Genomic DNA, 19938 nt, shown 5'->3' with positions numbered 1-19938 from the left:
TCCGGCAAGTGCCTCTCTATCGGGCAACCGGCGGGCGCGGCGCATCAATCTCATCACGTGGCAGCTTTGCGGGCGAAGTTCGTGCTGACCCCGAACCATCCCCGACCGCTTCCGTGCTCTGATCGCAAGACCGATCAGGGAGCCCAAAGATGAGCCATCGCCGCTATATCGTCGCCCTCGGCCAGCTTGGCCCCATCGCCCGGGAGGAGCCACGGGCGAGCGCCGTGGCACGGCTCTGCGCGATGCTGGAGGAGGCGGCGAAGCGCGGGGCGCGCCTCATCGTGTTTCCCGAACTCGCGCTGACCTCCTTCTTCCCGCGCTGGTACATGGACGGCCCGGCGGAGATCGATGCGTGGTTCGAGACCGAGATGCCCAACGCCGCTGTGCAGCCGCTCTTTGACCTCAGCGCCGACCTCGGCATCGCCTTCCATCTCGGCTATGCGGAAAAGACGCCGGAGGGGCGCTATTTCAATACCGCGATCTTTGTCGAAAACGGGGTGATCGTGGGAAAATACCGCAAGATCCACCTGCCCGGACACCGGCAGAACGAGGAGTGGCGCGCGTTCCAGCACCTTGAAAAGCGCTATTTCGAGAAGGGGGACCTCGGGTTTCCGGTCTTCGATGGGGCCGATGGCCGGCTCGGGATGTGCATCTGCAACGATCGGCGCTGGCCGGAGACGTGGCGGATGCTGGGGCTCGGCGGCGCGGAACTGGTCATGCTTGGCTACAACACGCCGCAGCACTATCCGCCCGCCCCCGAGCACGATCACCTGCAACATTTCCACAACGCGCTGTCGCTTCAGGCCGGGGCCTATCAGAACGGGCTCTGGGTCGTCGCGGCGGCGAAAGCGGGGCGGGAGGAGGGCTGTGATCTGATCGGCGGCAGTTGCATCGTGGCGCCCACGGGCGAGATCGTGGCAAGCGCGGCGACGGTGGCGGACGAGGTCGTTACCGCGATGGTCGATCTCGACCGCTGCGCCGAGATCCGCGCCAATATCTTCAACTTCGCGGCCCACCGCGAGCCGGGGGATTACGGGCTGATCACCGCACCAAAGGGATGATCAGCGAAGCTCGATCACCGCATCCACCTCGACCAGCGCATTGGCGGGCAGCGACGCGACATTGACCGCCGTCCGGGCATGGCGGCCCCTCTCGCCGTAGAGATCGATGAAGAGCTGCGATGCGCCATTCACGACAAACGGCCCTTGGCCGAAGTCGGGCGGCGCCGCGACAAAACCACCGAGACGGACGACCTCTGCGACCGCGTCGAGCGAGCCGGCCACGGCCTTGATGCAGTAGAGCAGGTTGAGCGCGCACATGCGCGCGGCGGCCTGTCCTTCCTCCATGTCGAAGCCGTCGCCAACCGGGCCGAAGTATTTTGGCACGCCCTCCCATTCGCAGATCTGACCCGAGAGAAAGAGCAGGTTGCCGGTGATCTTGCCCGGCAGAAAAAGCGCGCGGGAGGGGGCGGAGGGCGGCAGGGCGAGGCCAATCTCTGCCAGTTTGTCTTCGATGCTCATGCGGGGTTTTCCACGTGTGTGAGGGTGATGGCCAGTCGGATCAGCGACAGATCGGATCCGCGCGGCCCGATGAGCGACAGGCCGAAAGGCGCGCCATTGACGCGGCCGCCGGGGAAGACGACTTGCGGAAGCCCCGTAAGCCCGGCGACGCAGAGCAGCTTTTGCGAGTGGTGGCGATAGGTGTCGAACACCTCGACCGGGTCGTCATGGCGAAACGGCGCGTCGTGGCAGGCGGGCGCGAGGATAACCCCATCCGGCCCGAGCAGCCGCTCAAGATGGGCGGTGTACTCCGCCCGTGCGGCGCGCGCCGCTGACACCTCCGCCTCCGTCAGCGCCTCGGCGGCCGCCGCGCGTTCGCGAATACCGCGCACAAGGGGCATCCCGGACGAGCGGATGAAGGGCAGGATGGCGTCCTTGGCATCCGCACCCACGGTGGTCAGGAAGGTCTGGTAGACCGCCTCCACGCCGTCGGGATAGAGCCCGGTCAGCTCCGCCGCCTCCAGCCCCGAAAACCCGCCTTCGCAAAGCGCGCGCTGTTCGGGCCCGAGCTGGGACATCATCTCTACCGGCCAGAACAGGCGCGGGGTTGCGGGCAAGGGGGCCGCGTCGGTCTGGAGCACGGAATGGGCGCGCAGCAGCGTCTCGCCATCGCGGGCGAAGAGCCCGGCGGTATCGTAGCTCGGCGCGAGCGCCATGACCCCATCCAGCGGGATCAGCCCGTGGCTCGGCCGCAGGCCCCAGACGCCGCAGAAGCTCGCCGGGGCGCGCACCGAGCCGCCGGTGTCCGAGCCGATCGCGATGTCCGCCAATCCGCCCGCAACCGCGGCCGCCGAGCCCGAGGACGAGCCGCCCGAGATATGCCCCGGCGCGGCGGGGTTCTGGACGTAGCCCATATGCGCGTTCATGCCGTACATCGACCAGGCGAGCTCGTCGGTGTGGGTCTTGGCGGCGAAGCGCGCGCCGGCGTCGAGGAGCGTCTGGACGGCGGGGCAGGTGCGGGTCTTGACCTCGGACATGGCCAGCGCGAGCGGGTTGCCGTTGCCGGTCCGGTATCCCGCGACATCGTAGATATCCTTGACCGCGAGCGACAGGCCGGTCAGCGGCCCGTCCCCGTTTGGAACCGCGGCGGGAGGATAGGGCATGAGGCAGTGATAGGGATCGTGCGGGCTGGTCATATCATTCGGCCGCAATGGTCTCTTGCGCGCGCAGACAGGCGACGCGGCGGCGCTCGGAGAGATCTACCATCGGCGGCCGGCATTCCCGGCAGGCGGGCAGCACATGTGGGCAGCGCGGGGCAAAGGAACAGGCCTCGGGCCGGGTTTCCAGCGCGGGCGGCGCGCCGGGGATGGCGTTGAGCCGCTCGCCCCGCGCGACGTCGTGCAGGTTCGCCGCCAACAGGCCCTGGGTGTAGGGGTGGCGGCCCTCGCGGATGATCTCGCGCGTGGTGCCTTCCTCGACGATCTGGCCCGCGTACATCACCGCGACCCGTTCGGAAATCTCGACCGCGACGCCGATATCATGGGTGACGAAGATCACGCCCATGCCGAACTCCTTCTGCAACTCGCGCAGCAGCAGGAGGATCTGGATCTGCACCGTGGCATCGAGCGCGGTGGTCGGCTCATCCGCGAGCAGGAGTTTGGGCCGGCACGCAAGCGCGAGCGCGATCATCACCCGCTGTCGCATCCCGCCCGAGAGCTCGTGCGGGTAGTTGTGCAGCCGGCGATTGGCGGAGGGAATGCGCACGCGGTCGAGCATGTCGAGCGCGGTGGACATCGCGTCATCGCGCGAGATGCCCTTGTGACGCATGACAGCCTCGGCGATCTGATGACCGACGGTGTAGACCGGGTCCAGCGCCAGCGCCGGCTCCTGAAACACCATCGAGACCTCGCCGCCCCGGTAGCGGCGCAGGGCCTTGCCGGAGAGGGAAAGCACATCGGTGCCGTTGACGTGGATCGAGCCTTCGATCTGCGTGCGTTTGGGGGGCAGCAGCCCGAGGAGCGCCTTGAGTGTGACCGATTTTCCCGATCCCGATTCCCCAAGCAGCGCGAGGGTCTCGCCCTGTTTCATCGAGAGAGAGACGTCGTTGATCGCGTGCACCGTGCGCTTGCCGTTGAAGCGGATGGTGAGGTTGTTGATGTCCAGCAGGTTGGTCATGATGGCAGGCCCTGTCCGGCGTCGGGGTGGCCCGAGGCGGGATCGTGTAGATGGCAGGCGACAAGGTGCGCAGCGTTCTCGGACAGGCCCGCGAGCTTCGGTGCCCGGGCCTTGCAGACCTCGGAGGCAAAGCGGCAGCGCGTGTGGAACCGGCAGCCGGAGGGCGGGTTGATCGGGTTGGGCGGATCGCCGGTGAGCGGCGGTACCTTGGTGCGGTTGTCCGGGTCCATCGACGGCATCGCCGAGAAGAGCGAGCGCGTGTAGGGATGCGCCTGCGCGGCCCAGATGCTGTCGACCGGCGCGACCTCCACCACCTCGCCGAGATACATCACGAGGATCCGGTCGGAAATGTAGCGGACCACGTTGAGATCGTGGGAGATGAAGATGTAGGTCAGGCCGAACTCGGCGCGCAGATCGTTGAGCAGGTTGAGCACCTGCGCCTCCACCGACTTGTCGAGGGCGGAGACGGCTTCGTCGAGGACGACGAGACGCGGCGACATGGCCAGCGCCCGGGCGATGTTGACCCGCTGGCGCTGACCGCCCGAGAGCTCGTGCGGATAGCGGTGGGCGAAACGGTCGGGGTCGAGCCCGACGCGGTCCATCATCTTGCTGGCCAGCCCGGCGGGATCCTCAAGGCCCAGCACCTTGGCGCCGAAGGCGACCGAGTCGAGGATGGTCAGGCGCGGGTTCAGCGTGGCGTAGCTGTCCTGAAACACCATCTGCACGCTCTTGCGCAGGTCCTTCAGCGACAGGTCCGGGCCGAGCGACTGGCCGTCGAAGACGATGTCGCCCTTGTCCTTTTCGGTCAGCCCGATGAGCAGTTTGGCCGTGGTGGATTTGCCGCAGCCGCTTTCGCCGACGATACCGAGGGTTTCGCCCTTGCTGACCTCGAAGGAGACGCCGTCGACGGCCTGCACCTTCGCCTGGGTGCGCCCCAGAAGGCCGCCGCGGACGGGGAAGTGTTTCTGCAGGTCCTGCACGACGAGGAGAGGGCCCTCGGGCGCGGTGCCGGCGGTGTCGGGGGCGTGATCAATCGCGGACATTCATGGCACTCCTCAGGCCGTCGGACAGCAGGTTCAGGCACAGCGACGTGATGAAGATCATCACCCCGGGCAGCGCCGACAGCCATGGATTCACGTAGATCGCGGAGCGGAGCGTGTTGAGCATCAGGCCCCATTCCGGCTCGGGCGGGCGCACACCGATGCCGAGGAACGACAGGCCCGCGGCGAGGATCATGCAGACCGAGGTGAGCGAGGTCGCATAGACGAAGATCGGCGACAGGACATTGCCGATGACATGCACGCGGATCACGGTAAATGCATCGGCCCCGGTGGCGCGGGCGGCGTCGATGTAGTCGAGCGCGCGGACGCCCGAGGTCACGGCTTCGGCCACGCGGGTGATGGGCGGGACGAAGACGATGGTGAGCGAGACGAGGCTGTTGACGATGCCGGCCCCGAGCGCGCCGGAGATCGCGATCGCCAGCAGCACCGATGGGAAGGCGAAGAAGACATCGACCGTGCGCATGATGATGGTGTTGGTCAGCCCGCCGACATAGCCCGCGACGATCCCGAGCGCCGAGCCGATGAAGAAGGCAAAGACCACCGGCATGAGCCCGATGAAGAGCGTGAGCCGCCCACCGTAGATCAGCCGGGCGAGCATGTCGCGCCCCTGCTCATCGGTGCCGAGGATGTGGCCCTCTGTGCCGAGCGGCTTGAGGCGGGCGATCATCGAGCCCTTGTAGGGGTCGGCGAGGCCGATCCAGGGCGCGAAGATCGCGGCGAGGATCAGCCCGAGGATCACTGCGGAACAGAACAGCGTCAGCGGATCGCGGATCAGCCGCGCCCCGACGCCGGACCAGTAGCCTTGAGGCTTGGCGGCCGGAGCGGGCTCGGTGGGGAGGGTTTCGGCAAGGGCCATGGATCAGGTCCTCTGGATGCGGGGGTCGATTGCGGCCTGGGCCACATCGACGATCAGGTTCATCGCGACGAAGAAGAGCGCGAGCACAAGGATCGTGCCCTGGAGCAGCGGCAGGTCACGCTGGAAAATGGCGTTGGAGAGCAGGAAGCCCGAGCCGGGCCAGTTGAACACCGTCTCGATCAGGATCGACCCGCCGAGAAGGTAGCCCAGTTGCAGCCCCATGACCGAGAGCGCCGTGGCGGCGGCGTTGCGCGCCACATGACGCAGCACGTCGGCGCGGCTCATGCCCTTGGCGTAGAGCGCCTGCACGAAATCCATGGTCAGGATATCCCCCGCCAACGCCCGCACGGTCCGGGCGACGATGCCGATGGGCACGACGGCGAGCGTCACGGCGGGCAGGATCAGGTGGCGTATATGCAGCCAGTTCCACTCCCATTCCGAAGACCCGCCCGGCCCCGCGCCCATGGAGGGCAGCCAGCCGAGATTGACCGAAAAGATGATGACGAGCACAATCCCGAGCCAGTAATTCGGCACCGAGACGCCCGCGATGGAGATCGCCGTCACGACCCGGTCAATCCAGGTATCGCGGAAGTAACCAGCCAGAAAGCCGAGGAAAATCCCGATCGGAAAGGCGATGACGGCGGCTGAGAGGGCGAGGACGAGCGAGTTCTGCACCGCGCCGAAGACCTCTCCCGCGACCGGCCGGCCGCTGGCGATGGATTTGCCCATATCGCCCTGGACGAGGTTGCCGATCCAGATCGCGTATTGGACCGGAAGCGGCTTGTCGAGACCGTAGGCGGCGCGCATCGCGTCCTGTTCCTCGGCGGTGGCATCGACGGGCATGATCGCGGTCAGCGGATCGCCCGGCGCAATCTGCACCAGCAGAAAACAGATCACCGAGACGCCGAAAGCAACCGGCAGGACAAGGATCAAACGACGGATCAGGTAGGTAAGCAACGGGCGGCCTTCCGAAATATGAGAAAGCCCCCGCCCACCACAATGGCGGGCGGGGGCGACAGGTCATTCCATCGTGATGGAGGAGAAGTTCTGGTACCAGTTCTGGGCCTGCACGAAGCCCTTCACCTTGGGCGACATGGCGCGCGGCGCGACGTCATGCGTCACGAAGAGGAAGAGCGCTTCATCGACGTATTTCTCATGCGTCTTCTTGAGCACCGCGTCCTGCTCGACCGGATCGAAGGTGGTCTTGATCTGGGTGAACAGCTCCTGCATTTCCGGGTCCGAATAGTGGCCCCAGTTGGTGCCGTTCGGCGCGATGAGGCCTTCGTCGAGGTGCCGGATAAGCCCGGTGAACGGATCCTGGATGAAGTAGGTGAAGTTGATCGACTGCGCGCCTTCCACGGCTTCATCCGCCGCACCCGCACGCCACAGGTTGATCATCTGGTTCCACTCGACGACGACGAATTCCACATCGATCCAGACCTCCGCGAGGCTCTGCTGGACGAACTCGTTCATCGGCAGCGGGAGCATCTGGCCCGAGCCCGACGGCGAAATCAGCGCCTTGACTTCGAGGTGGTTGTCGGGCCCGTAGCCGGCCTCTTCCATCAGCGCCTTGGCGGCGTCGAGGTCATAGGACGGATCGAAGGAGGGGTTGCCGAACCACTGCGACGACGGCGGCAGGAAGCCCTTGGCCGGGACCATCAGCCCGCCGAGAAGCGGCATCATGCTTTCGCGGTCGATCGCCATGTTCGCGGCCTTGCGCACGCGAATGTCGTTCCAGGGCGAGCCCTCGAGACGCGACAGGTGCCAGGTCCAGTTGTGCGGGTAGGCGTTGGAGGAGATGACGAAGCCGTTGCCGGTCATGGCCGGGATGGTGTCCGGCGCGGGGGCTTCGATCCAGTCGACCTGCCCCGACATCAGCGCCGCGGCGCGCGCGTTGGGCTCGGGCAACGGAATGAGGATCATCTCGTCAAGCTGCGGGATGCGCGTTTCGTCCCAGTACTCCGCGTTCGGCACCAGCACGGCACGTTCGCGCGGCACGAATTCGGTCAGCTTCCACGGGCCCGTGCCCGAGGGCGCGGCGGCGACCTTTTCCCAATCCTTGTCCAGCGCTTCCCAGTTGGCCTTGGAGGACATCAGGATCCACGCGAGCTGGTAGGGCAGCGTCGCGTCGGGGGTCTTGGTGGTGATGGTGAGGGTCAGATCGTCCACCACCTCATAGGAGGCGACGGCGGGAATACGGGATTTGCCCTGCGCGGCTTGCCGGCTGTCATATTGCTCGGAGCTGTCGTCGAGCAGCTTGTCGAGGTTCCAGACAACGACCTCGGCGGTGAGCGGCGAGCCGTCGTGGAACGTGACGCCCTCGCGCAGCTTGAATGTCCAGGTGAGCTCGTCCTCGCCGACCGTCCATTCGGTGGCAAGGCCGGGGATCAGAACGGACGGTTTGTCGGCGCTGGTCAGGTCCCATTCGATCAGGGAATCATAGACCGTGTAGCCCATGAAGCGCATCCCCTCGCCGCCCTGGTCGGTCTGGCCGGTGGTGAGCGGGATGTCGGCGGCTGTCATGCCGACACGCAAGGTGCCGTCGGCGTGAGCGAACGTGGCGCAGAACAGCGCAACGGCAGTGGCTAAGGCGCTGACGCCTCGTTGCAGTTTCATCGGTTATACCTCTCTGTCATGTGACGCACCGCTTCGCGCGGCCTTGCCCGAAAGGCCGAGCTTCGGCGCATCCGTGGGGCAATGCTGACAAGCCCGGTTTTGGACTGGCCAGCCTCGAAATGTATCAATGCGGGGGGCTCTTCCGCTGATCGCCGCTGTTGCCCACGAAGGCGGCGCGGATTTGCTGCAGTGCAACATTTTTCAGCAATCTTGGTCGCGACGCGGCCCGGCTCGGGGATGATCGCCGTGGTATAAAACACCTCGATCCGCATGTCGGAACGATGGAAAATTGCTTTGGGATGCCATCGAGGCTAGCGATTCGCCGCGGAGGCGCTTGGCCCGACCTGCGCGATGCTGCTGTTTTCAGCGATGCAAGTTTTGGCGTCTTTCTTAAGTAAACCGCTACCCTATGCGTTTGGGATCGTTGACAGCCACGCTCGCAGGCCCAACTCTGCGTAAGCGGGTTTGTTGAGTTGTTGGCGCGTTGCGCAGGTTGAATGCCATTTGAACCACTGAAAGTTTTCGCTCATGACTGAGAGTTTCGACAGCCCCGCGCATGAGACGCCGACGGCAACGGCGCAATGGGTTGCCGAGACCCTGCGCGATCGGATCGTCAAGGGCGTCTATCCGGCGGGGTCGCGGATCGTCGAGCGGGCCATCTCCACCGAGCTCAATGTCTCCCGGACGCCGGTGCGCGAGGCGCTCAAGCTGGTTGCCGCCGATGGGTTGATCGTCATTTCCCGCAACAAGGGCGCGCAGGTGCTCCAGTACGGGGCGGAGGACGCGCTTGCGCTGTTTGACGTGATCGCCGCGCTGGAGAGCCTCGCCGCCGAGCGGCTCGCGGCGCGGATGGACGCCGAAACTCTCGATGTTTTCGAGGAGATGCACGACCGGATGATGACGTATTACAAGATCGGCAATCACACGGATTACTTCGACACCAACACAGAGATCCACGATGCCATCGTGCAGCGCTGCGGCAACGAGATCCTCGCGGGTGAGCATCGCAAGCTGATGGCACGGGCGCGGCGGGGACGGTTCCTCGCGATCATGCGGCCGGAGCGACTGACCGAGGCGATCAAAGAGCACGATGCGTTGATGGAGGCGCTGCGGCAGAAAGATCCGGCGCGCGCGGCCCGGATATGGCGCACGCATCTTCTACACACTGGCGATACCGTTGCGGCGCTTCTCTGAGGCGCGGGCAGCTAGGACAAGAGCGCCCTGATCTCTTCCGCCGCCGCGCGGATCGGATTGACCAACGTGACGGGGCTTGACGGCGCGAGGCGGTCCGCCGCCGCGCCCAAGGGCCCACCGCCGATGATGACCTGCTGTGCCCCCGCCGAGGCCGCGCGGCGAATCGCGTCCGAGAGGGCACCGTCGAGGGCACGCTCATCGGCCATCAACGCGTCCGGGTCCTCTTCCGTCAGGAAGCACCCGAGATAGGGGTTTCGGCCCGCCTGCGCGGCCATGAGCGCGTCAATCCGGCCAGCCAGCGCCGGGGTGGTCGTGGCGACGGCAAACGGCGCGGCGCAGGCCCGAGCGGCGGCGGCTCCGATTCCGACCACCGGAATCTCGATCCGCCGCGCAAGCTCCGCCGCGCCCGGATCGCCGAAGGCCGAAACGATGATGCCGTCGAGCCCCGGTTCGAGCACGGCCGCGCTGATGCCAGCCGCCGCCGCATCAAGCGCGTCCGGTGTGGAGATGAGATCCGGGCCTCGCGGCGCCGTCCAGGGCTCTGGCGGGTGTGGCAGGGATCGGGCGGCGATGCGGCACATCATCTCGGTCACGGCGCGGCTGGCGTTGGGGTTCATCAACAGAACTCTCATGTGTACAGCGCCTCCTGATACTCCCCGGCCTCGCCATTGAGCAAAGAGCCAGTCCGCAGCGGGATGATTGAAGGGCTCGACGGGCGGTGGCAAACCGGAAAGGCCATCACCAACCGGGAAAGGATCGGCGCGGCGCCGGGCCGTCTAAAACATGCGCATTGGGGACTTGCACCGGCAATCCCGTATGCAGCGCACACAATGAACGTGGCGGCATCGGTGGAAAATCCGGCGACGCAATGACAGAACATGTCAAATTGAATTCTATCGCTGTCCAGCGGCAAGCGGTTAGTCTGTCGCGATAGGCTGGCGCACCCCGAACACGCGGGGCGCGCGCGCTTCAGGTGCCTTCGAAGGTCAGATGCACCTTGACCGACCGGGTGCGGTCCCCGGCGACGCGGAAGGCTTCGGCCGCGTCTTCGAGGGCAAATCGCTCGGTGATGATCGGGCGCACGTCGATGCGGCCCGAGCTGATGGCCTCGACGGCCGCGGCGAATTCTTCGTGGAACCGGTGTGTGCCTTGTACGCGGAGCTCTTTGGCCACCATCGCGTTGATCGGCATCGGCGTGTCGCCGACGACCCCGACCTGCACCAGCACGCCGCGCGGGCGCAGGGCGGCGATGGCGCTTCTGATCGCGGGGGCGGCGGCGGAGCATTCGAACGCGATGTCGAAATAGCCCTTGTTGTCGGCGTAGCGGTCCATCTCGGCCCCATCCCGGGCCACGTTGATCACGCGCGTCGCGCCCATGGTCAGCGCCACATCCAGCACCGCGTCATGCAGGTCAGTGACAACCACTTCCGAAGCGCCCGCATCGGCGGCGATCGCGGCGCAGAGCAGGCCAATCGGCCCCGCCCCGGTCACGAGCACCCGTTTGCCCGCGATCTCGCCCGCCATATGCGCGGCGTGCAGACAGACCGCCAGCGGCTCGGCGCAGGCCACCGCGCCCACGTCCGCAGCGGCGGGCAGCTTGATGCATTGGCTCGCCTGCACGTTGATCCGGTCGCGGAACAGCCCCTGTTCGTGCGGCAGGCGGATGGCGGAGCCGTTGAAGCGCATGTTGAGGCAATGCATCGGCAACCCCTCGGCGCAGTAGTCACACGCCCCACAGGGACGCGAGGGGTTGATCGCCACCTTGTCGCCCGCGCTCAGCCCGACCACGCCCGCGCCCGTCGCGACCACCCGGCCAGAGGCCTCATGGCCGAGAATGATCGGCTCGCGCACGCGGATCGTGCCGATACCGCCCTCGGAGAGATAATGCATGTCCGAGCCGCAAATCCCGCCCGCGGCGATCGCCAGCTGGACCTCGCCCGCGCCGGGATCGGTCGTCTCGTCGGTTTCGATGCGCAAATCGTTTTGGCCGTAGAGACGGCAGACGCGGGTTTTCATGACAAAGCCTCAGTTGATCAGGAGCCGCGGCAGCCAGGTGGCCAGCGGAGCGTAGTAGGACACCGCCAGCAACACGAGGATGTTGCTCAGCAAGAACGGCAGAATGGCGACCACCACCGGCATCAGCGGCAGGCGCGCGATCCCGGCACAGACGAAGAGACAGACCCCGACCGGCGGCGTCGTCAGCCCGATCATCAGGTTGAGCACCGCGAAGGTGGCGAAGTGCAGCGGCTCTATGCCCACCGCCTCGGCGAGCGACAGAAGCGGCACGAAGAGGATGATGAGCGCGGCGATGGTCTCCATGAACATGCCGACGAAGAGCAGCAGCAGGTTGATCAGGAGGATCACCAGGAACTTGTTGTCGGTGATCCCGAGGACGCCATCGGCAATCGCCTGTGGGATGCGCTCGGAGACGAGGATCCAGCCGAAGACATTCGCAAACCCCACCAGCGCGAGGATCCCGGCGGCCGAGGTCGCGCTCTCGACGAGGATGGCGGGGACACGTGAGATCGGCAACTCGCGATAGATGAAGGCGCCGACGATGAAGGCGTAGACCGAGGCGACGACGGCAGTCTCGGATGGCGTGGCGAGGCCCGACAGCAGACCGTAGATGATGAGGAACGTCATCGCGAGCGCCCAGAAGGCCCCGGAGAACGCGCGCGAGACCTCGCCCAGCCCCTGCCAGCTTTGGCGCGGGAAGTTGCGGCGGGCGGAGATGACATAGGCCGTTACCATCATGGCCACGCCCATCAGGATCCCCGGGACCGCCCCGGCGAGGAACATCTGGCCCACCGAGATCCCCGACAGCGCCCCGACGATGATCATCGGGACGGACGGCGGAATGATGGGCCCGACGGTGGAGGACGCCGCGGTCACGGCGGCGGAAAAGTCCGCCGGGTAGCCCGCCTTCTTCATGCCCGGAATCATCACTCCGCCGATCGAGGCCGCATCAGCCACGGCCGTTCCGGTGATGCCACCGAAGAGCATGGAGGCCGCGATATTGGTCAGGCCGAGGCCGCCACGAATCCAACCCACCAGCGCGTTGGCAAAGCGGATGATCCGCCCCGTGATCCCGCCTTGGTTCATGAGATTGCCGGCGAGGATGAAACCCGGGATCGAGAGCAGGACGAACACGTCCATGCCCGCGTACATCTTTTGCGGCATGACCACCGGCGGTGTGCCGGTCAGCAGAAGATAGGCCAGCGAAGAGAGGCCGAGCGTGATCGCCACGGGAATGCCCAGGACAAGCCCGCCGACGAAAACGAGAAACAGAACAGCGACTTCCATGGCTCAGAGGTCCTCTTCGGGTTTGACGGGCTTGCCGTCTTCGGCCCCGGTCAGCATGCCCAGCACCCGCAGCGCGGCGAAGACCGCAAGGAACAGCAACAGGAGCCAGACCGTGAAATGAATGTAATCCATGCGCACCCCGAGCGCCGGAGATGTCTGCATCTTGCCGATGGAGACATAGCGCCACGCATGCGGCAAGAGGTAGAGCGCGAGGCCGCCGGTGCTCAGTGCTGCGACGAGGCGCAGGACCCAAGGCGCCCGGCCCGGCAGGAATTCGCAGACCACATCCACGTTCACCAGATCGCCGGAGCGGAACGCAAGGCCAGCGCCGAACGACACCGTGAATAGCAACGCGTAGCGCGTGAGTTCTTCGGTCCAGACGGCGGAAAAGCCGATCAGGCGTCCGGTGATCTGAACCAGAACGGCGAGGATCAGCAGGGCGAATGACAGCCCCGCGCCACATTGGGCAAGCCGTGTGATCAGATGGATGATCTTATCTGCGCGTCGCACATCGGACCTCGGGATTTCATGAGAAAAATTTGCTCCGGCGCCGGGGGTCTCCGGCGCCGGAGCGGATCTCGATCAGTTGGAGAAGAGGTCTTCGACGATCGGTTTGATCTCGTCATTGACGTTCGCGAGAACCGCGTCCTTCGCGGCGGCCTGGAATGCGGCGGCGTCGACTTCGACGAAGGTCATGCCTTTGCTTTCGAGGTAGGCGCGGTCATCCGCGAGGCTCTTTTCGAACAGCTCACGCTCATAGGCCTGCGCGCGCGCAGCGGCTTCGGTCACGGCAGCGCGATCTTCTTCGCTGAGCTTGTTCCAGGTAGATTCGGCGATGGTCAGGTAGATCCAGGACCGCACGTGGTCTGTGAGGTTCACGTGGCTCTGCACTTCGTTGAAGCTTGCCGACCGGATCAGCGCGAGCGGGTTTTCCTGCGCTTCGATGGTGCCGTTCTGGAGCGAGGTGAAGACCTCGGAGAAGGCCATCGGGCCGGGGTTGGCGCCAAGCGCGGACCAGACATCAACAAAGAGCGGCACGTTGGGCACACGCATTTTCAGGCCGTTGAGGTCATCGGGGTGGGCAATCGGGCGATTTGACGTCAGATCGCGCGCGCCACGGGCGAAATAGGCGATCGGGCGGATCTGGACCTTCTCGACGATCTGCGCTTCGATTTCATCGCCCACCGGACCAGAGGCAAACGCGTCCATGTCCTCGATTGTCTGGAACGCATAGGGGACCGCCAACAGCGCGGCCTTGGGCGCCCAGTTCTGGAGGCTCTCGCCCGTGATCGTCATGTCGACGGTGCCGAGCTGCATCCCGTTGATCAGGTCGATTTCCTTGCCGAGCGACTCGTTGGGGAAAACCTCGACCGCGATCCGGCCATCGGTCAGCGCCGAAAGCTCTTCGCCGAATTTTTCCGACGCGAGGTGCCACGGGTTGTCCTCGTTGGCGAGGTGGCCGAGCTTGAGCGTCATTTCCTGAGCCTCAAGCGGTGCGGCGAGGCAGCTCGCGACCGCGGCAGCGGCGGCAAATTTGACTGAAAGTTTCATCCTATATCTCCTCCTTGGATGGGCGCATTGACCGGAGCGGGCGTTTCGCCCTCCGGCAATTCGAAAAAACTGGTGTTGGCTGCAACGATCTGCGGCAAGTCGGCGAGCACTTCGCGCAAATGGTGACGGATCGCGGAATTGCCGCCGGAAATGTCGCCGCGTTCGATCTGATCGACGATGTCTCGATGCTGGCCGATGAGGTTCTTGGTCGGGAAGGCGCCAAGCGACAGGAAGCGCACACGGTCCATCTGGGATTTCATCCCCTCGATCTGCTTCCAGGCCCCGCCCTTGCCCGCGGCGTCGGCCAGGGTGCGGTGAAACAGATCGTCGAGGCGGATGAAGCTCTCCGGCTGGCTGGGGCCGATCTCCTCCTGCTTCACCAGTTGGGCGCGAAGCTCGGCAATCGCGACCTTGTCCGGCGACTGGGCGAGAATCTTGACGATATCGGCTTCGATCGCCTCGCGCAGAAAGCGCGCATCCAGCACCGAGACATAGCTGATGCGGCTGACCAACGTGCCCCGCTGGGGCATCACGGTAACGAGGCCCTGATCGGCGAGGCGGATGAAGGCTTCCCGGGCCGGTTGCCGGCTGACCTCATAGACGCGGGCGACCTCGGATTCGGTCAGGCGGTCGCCGGGTTTGAGGTCGGCGCGGATGATGCGCTCGCGCAAGATACGCGTTATCTGCGGCACGATGGGCGTCGCCGGGTCCAGCCGCCAATCTGAAATCGGTTTGATCCGCATGATTCGTCGTCCCCCCGCCGTGTCATTACCATACTTCCATACTAGGCAGCAATCGGGGTAAATGATACGGTTACCCACAAACGCGACTCGGGAGGATATCATGAAGCAGACGTGGCGCTGGTTTGGTCCGAAGGACCTCGTTTCCACAGACGATGTGGCCCAGGCGGGGGCGGAAGGGATCGTCACCGCTCTGCACCACGTGCCGACGGGTACGGCCTGGACGCTGGAGGACATCCGCAAACGCCAGGATGAGATCGGGCGCATGCGCGACGGCGCGCCCTCCGGGCTTCGCTGGGAGGTTGTCGAAAGCCTGCCGGTTTCGGAAGACATCAAGAAGCAGCAGGGCGCGTGGCGCGCGCATATCGCCAACTACAAGACGAGCCTGCGCAACCTCGCCGAGGCGGGGATCGAGGTGATCTGCTACAACTTCATGCCCGTGCTCGACTGGACCCGGACCGACCTCGCCTGGCGGTTGTCCAACGGCGCCACCTGCATGCGCTTCGACCTGATCGATTTCATCGCCTTCGACCTCAATATTCTCAAACGCCCGGGCGCCGAGGCCGATTACGATGCCGCGCAACTGGACGCCGCGGCCCGGCGTTTTGCCGAGATGACCGAGGCAGAGGCCGAGCAACTGGCCGGCAACGTGGTCTTCGGCCTGCCCGGCGCAGCGGAGAATTTCAGCCTTGAGGAGGTGCGCGCGCATCTCGCCGAATATGCGGCCATGCCCGAAGAGACGCTTCGGAGCCATCTCGTCGATTTCCTTGCCGAGGTCGCGCCGGTGGCGCAGGAACTTGGCCTGCGGCTCTGCTGCCACCCCGACGATCCGCCCTTCTCTCTCCTCGGCCTGCCCCGGATCATGTCGACCGAGGCGCACTACCGGGCGGTGATGGAGGCGGTGGATCTGCCCGCGAACGGCATCACGCTCTGCTCCGGCTCGCTCGGCGCGCGGCCCGACAATGACCTGCCCGGGATGATGGAGCGGCTGGGCGACCGGGTGCATTTCCTGCATTTGCGCAACGTCAAACGGGAGTCGAGCGAGGTCCGGGGCTCCTTCCACGAGGCCGAGCATCTGGGCGGCGATACCGATATGGTCGCGCTGGTCGAAGCCGCGCTGAGGGAAGAGGCACGCCGCAAGGCAACCGGACGTGCTGATTGGTCGATCCCCTTCCGCCCCGACCACGGGCAGGACATTCTCGACGATCTGGGACGGCGCGCCCAACCGGGCTACCCGTCGATCGGGCGGCTCAAGGGGCTGGCGGAATTGCGCGGCATCATCGCCGCATTGGAGCCCCGGGTGGCCGCCGAATGACGACGCGCCTGACCTCCGCCGCCGCTCTGCCCGACACGGTCCAGCGCCCCGCCTACCGGCGCGAGGCCCATGGGCCCGGCATCGTCCACATCGGGCTGGGCGCGTTTCACAAGGCCCATCAGGCGGTCTATACCGACGATGCGTTGGCCGCGTCAGCCGGGGATTGGCGCATCATCGGCGTCAGCCTGCGCAGCACCGCCCCGGCCGAGGAACTGACCCCGCAAGACGGGCTCTACACCATTCTGGAGCGCAGCAGTGGCGGCACCCGGGCCCGTGTCATAGGCTCCCTCGCCGCCGCGCTCAGTTTGCGCACCGACCGCGCGGCGGTGCTCGCCGCGCTCCGCGCCCCGACGACCCGGATCGTCAGCCTGACAGTCACGGAAAAGGGCTATGGCATCGACCGGCGGACCGGGGGCGTGAACCCCGAACACCCGGCGATTGCCGCAGATCTGGCCAACCCGGACGCGCCGACGGGCGTCGCCGGGTTGCTGGTCTGGGCGCTCAAGGCCCGCCGCGCCGCCGGGATCGCCCCCTTTAGCGTGCTGTGCTGCGACAATCTGCCGGAAAACGGGGCGATGGTCCGCGCTCTGTTGGCCGACTTTGCCCGCCGCGCCGCGCCCGAACTCGTGGACCATATCGAAACCGAGGTCGCCTTTCCCGCCACCATGGTCGATCGGATCACCCCGGCGCGCGGACCGGAAACCCTGCAGCTCGCCGAAGACCTGACCGGGTTTCAGGACGCCGCCGCCGTGGAGACCGAAGCCTTTCATCAATGGGTGATCGAGGATCGCTTTCCATCCGGCCGCCCCGACTGGGCCGCGGGCGGGGCGCTCTTTGTCGAGGATGTGCGCCCGTTTGAGGAGATGAAACTGCGGATGCTCAACGGCGCGCATTCGATGCTGGCCTACACCGGGTTTCTGGCCGGGCACAAATACGTGCGCGATGTGATGGCCGACGCCGCGCTCGCGCCCCTCGTCCGGCGCCATCTCGCCGCCGCGGCCGCCACGCTCGACCCCCTGCCCGGCGTGGATTTCGCGGCCTATGCGGAGGACCTCGCACAGCGCTTCGCCAACCCGCATCTGGCGCATGAAACCTATCAGATCGCGATGGACGGCTCGGAAAAGATGCCGCAACGGGTGTTCGCTCCGGCGCTCGACGCCCTCCGGCGTGGCCAGTCCCTAGACGCTTTCGCCTTCGCCACCGCGGCCTGGATGCGGTACACGCTGGGGCGCAGGGACGATGGCCACGCCTACGATCTGCGCGATCCATTGGGCGCGGCCTTGCAGCGCGACCCCGCCCCCGAGACCGCGGTCGCCCTCATCGCACATCTAAACAGCCTCCCCGGCCTCATCCCCGAGGCGCTGCAAACCAATGCCGTCTGGCAGAGCAGCGTTGAGACGGCCCTAAACACGATGCTCCGAAACGGCATGTGATCCGGGGTTAGCGCCGGGGCCCTTGACCCCGGGGACCGGCTAATCAGGCGCCGACGCGGCAAGTGGGTTGCCCTAGCGTCATATCTCAAGGCAATCTGTCTGCGCTGCAGCGGCACGACCGGGCGCATGAGGACATTAACCCGAGGAGATTGCCGCATGTCTGATCAGACCATGGCCGCCGGTTTCGCGAACGCGTTTCTCGACTACGCGGTGGCCGAGGGGGCCTCGCGGGGCGGGCTTCTGGCGGCATCGGGGCTGACGACGGAGGCTCTCGCCGATCAGGATGGCCGTATTCCAACCGACTCCTACCAGACCCTTATCGCCGCCGCGATCGCGGCCACGGGCGACACCTCGCTGCTTCTCCGTCACGTGCTGGAAACCCGGCTCGAGACGATGTCGATCGTCGGCCAGATCGTGCATGCCTCCTCCTCGTTTCCCCACAGTCTGGACCAGTTGAACCGCTATGCGCGCCTCATGGCCGATGTGCCGATCCCCGGCGGGCGGGACCGGTTCGCCCTTGAGCGGGAGGCGGGCGCTGTCTGGCTGGTGGATCACCGGCCCAGCGACGGGAACTGGATGGCGACCGAGGCGAGCTTCGCGCGGTTCATCTCCGAGTTTCGGCGCTCGGCCCCGGAGTTCCCGTTCGAACAGGCGCTGGAGGTCTCCTACGCGCCGCCGCCGCACGCCAATCGCTACCCCGACCTGTTCCGGGTCCCGGTGACGTTTCGCGCGGCGCGCAATGCGCTTCGGATCAATCCGGTCTGGCTCGATGTGCCGTTCGATGGCGGCAAGGACTATGTCTTCGGCGTCTTCACGCGCCATGCCGACGGGTTGCTGACTGAGCTTGCGTCAAACGACACGGTGCGCGCAGCCGTCGAGGCGCGGATGCTCGCGGACCTGCACGAGGGCACGCTTTCGATGGACCGCATCGCACGCGATCTCGGGATGAGCCGCCAGACGCTTTACCGCCGCCTCAAGGACGAGGGCGCGACCTTCGCGCAGGTTCATGACGACCTGCGCCACCGGATGGCGATGGATTACCTCGGCGCGCGCAAGGTCTCGGTCGGTGAGGCGGCCTATCTTCTGGGGTTTTCCGAGGCGTCGGCCTTTGTCCGGGCCTTTCGGCGGTGGACCGGGATGAGCCCGACCGCGTGGCTCGCCAATTGATACCCGGGGTCAATCGGTTGAGCGCTGCGGTCATGCCGCGCGCGGGTTTGGCACGGTAGATCCCCTTCGACACGCACAACCGTCGAAGGAGACACGACAATGAAATCGATACTGCTCACCCCTCTGGCCCTGACCGCGCTTCTGGGGGCCTGCGCCGAAATGGGCACGGATGTGGATCCGATCCTCGACGGCGCGCCGAATGCCCGGTTCGAGAGCGATCTCGCCGCCTGCCGCGATCTTGCCCGCAACCAGTCGCAGCTCGACCACGAGACGATGGCCTCCGCTGCCCTCGGGGCCGGGATCGGCGGTCTGTTGGGCAAGGTGGACGAGGACGGCGATGCGCTTGGCGGCGCCGTAGTCGGCGCGCTGGCGGGGGCGGCGGCGGGCGTCTCCAACGCAAGTGACGCGCGCGAGGAGATCGTGCTGAATTGTCTGCGCGGCCGCGGCCATGCTGTCGTCGGATGAGGGAGGAAACCATGCAAGATCCACGCACCCGTATGGGCGGCCTTTACCGCCTTTTGACCGGCGCTCGACCACGTTGGCGCTGCACCTACCCGCCCCGGCATCTCTGGGGCGATCTCGGCTTGCCGGATGGCCGGGCCCGCGCCGCACGCCGCGCGGCACCGTCCCGCAAGACGCGGTGGTGAGGGTCCGGCCATGACCCAGGCACTCGCCCTCGCCTATGCCGGCCTGGCCGCGCTGCCCGTGGCGATGCACCTCGCCGTCGCCGCCGGCGCCCCGCTCGGCCGCTTCACGGTCGGCGGCCGTTTTCCGGGCCGTCTGCCCCCCGCGTGGCGTGCGCTGGCTCTGGTCCAGGCGGCGCTGCTCGGGGCAATGGCCGGGGCGGTTCTGGCGCGGGCCGGTGTCGGCGCATCGCCACTGGCGCCGCTGTTCTGGCCGGCCATCGCGCTCACCGTGATGTCCCTTGCCGCGAATGCCGCGAGCCCGTCGCGCCCCGAGCGCCTGCTCTGGACGCCTGTCCTCTTTCTCATGGCTGCCGCCGCGCTTGGCGTGGCCCTGCTGTAATC

At 66.3% G+C, this 19938-nt stretch carries 21 protein-coding genes; 8 read left to right on the top strand and 13 right to left on the bottom strand.

Annotation, left to right across the window (positions count from 1 at the left end):
* The first annotated feature begins 149 nt into the window (after positions 1-149).
* Entirely contained in the window at positions 150-1061 is a 912-nt protein-coding gene (locus tag BM353_RS04765; protein ID WP_092077155.1) for an N-carbamoyl-D-amino-acid hydrolase, read from the top strand.
* Here BM353_RS04765 and BM353_RS04760 read toward each other — a convergent pair whose 3' ends face one another.
* The 7 genes from BM353_RS04760 to BM353_RS04730 form a co-directional block, all read right to left on the bottom strand.
* Positions 1062-1520, bottom strand: a complete 459-nt coding sequence (locus tag BM353_RS04760) for a RidA family protein (RefSeq protein WP_092077153.1) — start codon at positions 1518-1520, stop codon at positions 1062-1064. It abuts the gene before it with no gap.
* Positions 1517-2695, bottom strand: a complete 1179-nt coding sequence (locus tag BM353_RS04755) for an amidase (protein WP_092077151.1) — start codon at positions 2693-2695, stop codon at positions 1517-1519. Before BM353_RS04755 ends, BM353_RS04760 begins: the two co-directional genes overlap by 4 nt.
* Before the next feature lies 1 nt (position 2696).
* A complete protein-coding gene (locus BM353_RS04750) occupies positions 2697-3674 on the bottom strand; it encodes an ABC transporter ATP-binding protein (RefSeq protein WP_092077149.1) in 978 nt (325 codons plus the stop codon).
* Positions 3671-4717, bottom strand: coding sequence for an ABC transporter ATP-binding protein (locus BM353_RS04745; RefSeq protein ID WP_092077146.1), 1047 nt, complete (start codon positions 4715-4717; stop codon positions 3671-3673). The genes BM353_RS04750 and BM353_RS04745 overlap by 4 nt, the downstream gene beginning before the upstream one ends.
* Positions 4704-5591: an ABC transporter permease gene (locus BM353_RS04740; protein ID WP_092077144.1), complete on the bottom strand. Its 888-nt coding sequence runs from the start codon at positions 5589-5591 to the stop codon at positions 4704-4706. The genes BM353_RS04745 and BM353_RS04740 overlap by 14 nt, the downstream gene beginning before the upstream one ends.
* Positions 5592-5594: 3 nt before the next feature.
* Entirely contained in the window at positions 5595-6548 is a 954-nt protein-coding gene (locus BM353_RS04735; RefSeq protein WP_092077142.1) for an ABC transporter permease, read from the bottom strand.
* A 63-nt stretch (positions 6549-6611) separates the two neighbouring features.
* Positions 6612-8114, bottom strand: coding sequence for an ABC transporter substrate-binding protein (locus tag BM353_RS04730; protein ID WP_245759566.1), 1503 nt, complete (start codon positions 8112-8114; stop codon positions 6612-6614).
* Between the two features lie 621 nt (positions 8115-8735).
* Between BM353_RS04730 and BM353_RS04725 the strand changes: the two genes are divergently transcribed.
* The gene (locus tag BM353_RS04725; protein ID WP_092077138.1) at positions 8736-9401 is read left to right on the top strand and encodes a GntR family transcriptional regulator; all 666 of its coding nucleotides are present in this window, start codon (positions 8736-8738) and stop codon (positions 9399-9401) included.
* An 11-nt stretch (positions 9402-9412) separates the two neighbouring features.
* On the opposite strand, the gene BM353_RS04720 is transcribed toward BM353_RS04725, so the two are convergent.
* On the bottom strand, positions 9413-10033 hold the full coding sequence (locus tag BM353_RS04720) for an aspartate/glutamate racemase family protein (RefSeq protein ID WP_245759565.1): 621 nt from the start codon (positions 10031-10033) through the stop codon (positions 9413-9415).
* 36 nt (positions 10034-10069) lie between these two features.
* Between BM353_RS04720 and BM353_RS16855 the strand changes: the two genes are divergently transcribed.
* Positions 10070-10273 carry a hypothetical protein gene (locus BM353_RS16855; protein WP_177220449.1) on the top strand — a complete coding sequence of 68 codons (204 nt, stop codon included), beginning with the start codon at positions 10070-10072 and terminating at the stop codon, positions 10271-10273.
* 97 nt (positions 10274-10370) lie between these two features.
* Here the strand turns inward: BM353_RS16855 and BM353_RS04715 are convergent, their stop codons facing one another.
* The 5 genes from BM353_RS04715 to BM353_RS04695 all read right to left on the bottom strand — a co-directional run bounded on the left by BM353_RS04715 (position 10371) and on the right by BM353_RS04695 (position 14998).
* Positions 10371-11417, bottom strand: a complete 1047-nt coding sequence (locus BM353_RS04715) for an L-idonate 5-dehydrogenase (protein WP_092077134.1) — start codon at positions 11415-11417, stop codon at positions 10371-10373.
* A 9-nt stretch (positions 11418-11426) separates the two neighbouring features.
* Positions 11427-12704, bottom strand: coding sequence for a TRAP transporter large permease (locus BM353_RS04710; RefSeq protein ID WP_092077132.1), 1278 nt, complete (start codon positions 12702-12704; stop codon positions 11427-11429).
* A gap of 3 nt (positions 12705-12707) precedes the next feature.
* Positions 12708-13214 (bottom strand): TRAP transporter small permease, encoded by a 507-nt coding sequence (locus BM353_RS04705; RefSeq protein WP_092077130.1) that lies wholly within the window; start codon positions 13212-13214, stop codon positions 12708-12710.
* Between the two features lie 72 nt (positions 13215-13286).
* On the bottom strand, positions 13287-14255 hold the full coding sequence (locus tag BM353_RS04700; RefSeq protein WP_092077128.1) for a TRAP transporter substrate-binding protein: 969 nt from the start codon (positions 14253-14255) through the stop codon (positions 13287-13289).
* On the bottom strand, positions 14252-14998 hold the full coding sequence (locus BM353_RS04695; protein ID WP_092077126.1) for a GntR family transcriptional regulator: 747 nt from the start codon (positions 14996-14998) through the stop codon (positions 14252-14254). Before BM353_RS04695 ends, BM353_RS04700 begins: the two co-directional genes overlap by 4 nt.
* Before the next feature lie 100 nt (positions 14999-15098).
* On the opposite strand from BM353_RS04695, the gene uxuA reads away from it, so the two are divergent.
* The 5 genes from uxuA (at position 15099) to BM353_RS04670 (ending at position 19936) form a co-directional block, all read left to right on the top strand.
* Entirely contained in the window at positions 15099-16310 is a 1212-nt protein-coding gene (uxuA, locus tag BM353_RS04690; RefSeq protein WP_092077124.1) for a mannonate dehydratase, read from the top strand.
* A complete protein-coding gene (locus tag BM353_RS04685; protein ID WP_092077122.1) occupies positions 16307-17743 on the top strand; it encodes a mannitol dehydrogenase family protein in 1437 nt (478 codons plus the stop codon). Before uxuA ends, BM353_RS04685 begins: the two co-directional genes overlap by 4 nt.
* A gap of 156 nt (positions 17744-17899) precedes the next feature.
* Complete coding sequence (locus BM353_RS04680; RefSeq protein WP_092077120.1) at positions 17900-18910, top strand: AraC family transcriptional regulator; 1011 nt, start codon at positions 17900-17902, stop codon at positions 18908-18910.
* A 99-nt stretch (positions 18911-19009) separates the two neighbouring features.
* A complete protein-coding gene (locus BM353_RS04675) occupies positions 19010-19375 on the top strand; it encodes a glycine zipper family protein (RefSeq protein WP_092077118.1) in 366 nt (121 codons plus the stop codon).
* A gap of 192 nt (positions 19376-19567) precedes the next feature.
* Positions 19568-19936 (top strand): hypothetical protein, encoded by a 369-nt coding sequence (locus tag BM353_RS04670; protein WP_092077116.1) that lies wholly within the window; start codon positions 19568-19570, stop codon positions 19934-19936.
* Positions 19937-19938 lie beyond the last annotated feature (2 nt).

Origin of the sequence: Poseidonocella sedimentorum, assembly GCF_900116005.1 — a bacterium.
Classification (GTDB): Bacteria; Pseudomonadota; Alphaproteobacteria; order Rhodobacterales; family Rhodobacteraceae; genus Poseidonocella; species Poseidonocella sedimentorum.
This window is presented reverse-complemented; position numbering and strand designations above follow the sequence as displayed.